The organism is Brevundimonas sp. UBA5866, assembly GCF_002432125.1.
In the GTDB taxonomy this organism is placed as follows: Bacteria; Pseudomonadota; Alphaproteobacteria; order Caulobacterales; family Caulobacteraceae; genus Brevundimonas.
Window position 1 is genome coordinate 1 of the sequence record NZ_DJFS01000005.1, and the last position, 3,259, is coordinate 3,259.

The following is a 3,259-nucleotide window of genomic DNA, read 5'->3' on the forward strand; positions in this document are numbered from 1 at the left end:
TCGCGCTCGGCGCGCTCGGCCTGACGGCGGGCTTCTTCCTCGGCGCGGCGCTCTTCGGCCTGCTGTGCGGCGATAATGGCGGCGGCCTGGGCACCGGATTCGTCTTCGAAATCGATATCGAAGCCTTGGCCGGCCTGCTCGCGCTGGGCGATCTCGCTTACCGAACGCAGCGGCTGGAGGGCGCGCAGCACACGGAAATAGTGCTCGGCGTGCTGGGTGTAGTTTTCGGCAAGAACGCGGTCACCGGCGGCGGCGGCATCGCGCGCCAGCTGCATGTAGCGTTCATAGACGGTCTGGGCGTTGCCCCGGACCTTGATGTTCTCGGGGCCCTGGGAGTCCCATGAACGGTTCGGGTTGGTCGCATTGGCGTTATTGCCACCGCTCGGCTTGCGATTGCGGCCGCGCTGACGCTTCATGCCCTTGAAATCTCTCATCGAGGATACCGTGCTGGTGCGGGTCAGACTGCCAACGGCGACAGCCGGAGCCCTTATTCTTGTTCCGCGCTGAGGGGCCAATCCCCTTGGCGTTCTGTCCGGAAAACGAATGTCGCCCTGTGGTCCGCCGCGCCCCAATGGCCCGACCATCACATTCCCAGCCACACTTATGCAGGACGTCTCGGGTCCGCATCTGTTATGTTTGAGTGGGAGACACCAAGGACTTAGCGCGTGAATACCGCCTTTGCCAAGCCCATTATTGAAAAGGGGCAGACTTCCTTTCGGTTACCTGCCCCGGATTCCATCCTATAACGGCGTAATATCAATCCGCCTTCGGACGCGGCGTGGTCTTGGGATCGGGTCCGTTGGTGACCACGCGGTCACGTTCGCCCAGATCCNNGATCCCAGCCGATCTCGACGGCGAAGATGCCATCGGGGCGCAGCACGCGTTTGATCTCGGGGGCCAGCACGCGATACGGGTCCAGCCCGTCCGGACCACCGTCCAGCGCCAGATGCGGATCGTGGTCGCGGACTTCCGGATCAAGGGTTTCAATGTCCTTGGTCGGGATATAGGGCGGGTTAGACACCACCAGATCGAAGCTGTTGTCGGCAAAGCCGGTCGCCCATTCCGTGCGCAGGAAGGTGCAGCGGTTGTTCAGGTCCAGATTGGCGGCATTCTCGCGGGCCACGGCGATGGCCTCTGTCGAGATGTCGGTGCCGACGCCCCGTGCCGCCGGACGCTCTGCCAGTGTCGCCAGCAGGATGCAGCCCGAGCCCGTGCCCAGGTCGGCCATTTCGAAGCTCTGGTTCGGCTGGAAGGCCAGGGTGGCGATATCGACGATCACCTCGGTGTCGGCGCGCGGGCTCAGCACGTCAGGGGTGACGTTCAGCATGATCTTCCAGAAACCCTTCTTGCCGAGGATTTTGGAGACCGGCTCACGACGCAGGCGACGCTCCAGCATGGCTTCCATCTCGGTCATCTGTGCGGGGGTGACCGCACGGTAAGGATCGGTCAGGATGTCCACACGCCCTGCACCGGTCGCTGCTTCCAGCAGAATGCGTGCGTCGATCGACGGGCTGTCGATACCCGCGGCCTTGAGGCGTGCCTGTGCATCCTTCCAGGTTTTCAGAAGGGTGGCACCGGAGGTCGAGTTGGAGGAGGTCGAGTTCATGCGGATTGATTGGGGACTTCGCGATGGAAATTCAAGGCGGAACAGGTCCGGCGCAGGATCGTTGTGAACCGCCATGCGCAGAAAAAAATCTCCCGCCAAGGCCAATGAGCTGCTGCACAGCGTCCTAGACACCCTCTCCCGCTCTGCCGGCAGGGGGCGAGGCGCCAGTCGGGGCTCCTTCATCCTGAAGTTTCTGGGGGCCGCTGGCGGAGGCTTGATGGCAGGGGCTACGGCCACCCACCTGCTCTATACCCAAGGGCACCGCATCGGCCTTGACCTGCGCCAGTACAAACCCGACGAGGTGGACGCCGAGGATAGCCCCGAGAGCTATGACCGGGCCGAACCGGGCCGCGGGCGTTTGGCCACCAGCCCTTTGAAAATACCGCTAAAAGGCTGGATCGACATCCTGTGGCGCACGGGAATGGGCTTCTTTGGCGACCGTGTGACCTTTGTGGCGGGCGGTGTCACATTCTTCATGCTGCTGGCGCTGTTTCCGACCATCGGTGCCTTTGTCACCATCTATGGTCTGTTCGCCGATCCGACGGATGCCTGGGGGCGACTGGACTTCATTTACGAGATGCTGCCCGGCAATGTGTCCGCCTTCCTCGGGAACGAGATGTCCCGGTTGGCCAGCAACTCGACCGGCACGCTGACATTCACCCTGATCTGGACCCTGCTGCTGTCGCTTTGGGCATCGAATGGCGGGGTGAAGACACTCTTTTACGGTCTCAATCTGGCCTATCACGAGGTCGAGAAGCGCAACATCGTCAAATACAACCTGCTGTGCATGGCCTGCACCCTGTCGGCACTGGTGGGGGTAATGCTGACCTCGGTGCTGGTGGTCGGTGTGCCGGTGGTGATCTCCATCTTCGGCCTGCAGGAGGAATGGGCCTATCTGTCGCCGCTGCGCTGGCCGGTGCTGTTCGTGCTGTTCGTGGGCTTCTTGAACCTGATCTACCGGATCGGGCCCAGCCGCACCTCGCCGCGTTGGCGCTGGGTGACGCCCGGCGCGCTGGTGGCGGCGGTGCTGAGCCTGGCGGTGTCCTTGCTGTTCAGCTGGTTCCTGACGAACTTCGTGCGCACGGACTCCTATGGCCCGCTGTCGGCTGCGATGGGTTTCCTGCTCTGGACGTGGATTTCACTTCAGGTCGTGCTGATGGGCGCACGCCTCAATGCCGAGATCGAGCACCAGACCGCCATCGACACCACCGTCGGCACGCCCAAGCCTATCGGCGAGCGCGGTGCCGTCATGGCCGACAGTGTGGGTGCGCGCCGCGGCAATCCGGCAGCCCTGGCCTTTACGCTTAAATATGCCGAGAGCCTTGGCGAGAAGATGAGCCGCCACAAGAAAAAGAAGCGGGCTTAGCCGAACTCGGCCTCGAGGTCGGCCAGACGGGCGGCCTGATCCTCGGCGATCAGGGCGTTCAGCATCGGGTCTAGGTCGCCCTCGAGGATCTGCGGCAGGGAATGCAGCGTCAGGCCGATACGGTGGTCGGTCACGCGCCCTTGCGGGAAATTATAGGTGCGGATGCGCTCCGAGCGATCGCCCGAGCCGACCTGTGACTTGCGCGCGTCCGAGCGGGCCGCGTCCTTGGCCTGACGCTGCATGTCGTATAGGCGGATGCGCAGGTTCTTCATCGCCTTGTCACGGTT

The 3,259-nt window shown here is 63.2% G+C and carries 3 protein-coding genes and 1 pseudogene; 1 reads left to right on the forward strand and 3 read right to left on the reverse strand.

Features of this window, described 5'->3' with window-relative positions; translation table 11 throughout:
- Both B3H86_RS00200 and prmC read right to left on the reverse strand, forming a co-directional pair.
- Nucleotides 1-434: DUF4167 domain-containing protein (locus B3H86_RS00200; protein ID WP_292050517.1), on the reverse strand; the 434-nt coding region annotated here is incomplete at its 3' end.
- 322 nt (nt 435-756) lie between these two features.
- Nucleotides 757-1,606, reverse strand: a pseudogene (gene prmC / locus B3H86_RS00205) (peptide chain release factor N(5)-glutamine methyltransferase).
- Nucleotides 1,607-1,679: 73 nt separating this feature from the next.
- Here prmC and B3H86_RS00210 point away from each other — a divergent pair.
- Entirely contained in the window at nt 1,680-2,972 is a 1,293-nt protein-coding gene (locus B3H86_RS00210) for a YihY/virulence factor BrkB family protein (protein WP_292050521.1), read from the forward strand.
- Here B3H86_RS00210 and B3H86_RS00215 read toward each other — a convergent pair.
- A partial coding sequence (locus B3H86_RS00215; RefSeq protein ID WP_292050522.1) for a peptide chain release factor-like protein occupies nt 2,969-3,259 on the reverse strand: 291 nt, incomplete at its 5' end. The two genes, B3H86_RS00210 and B3H86_RS00215, sit on opposite strands and share 4 nt — an antisense overlap.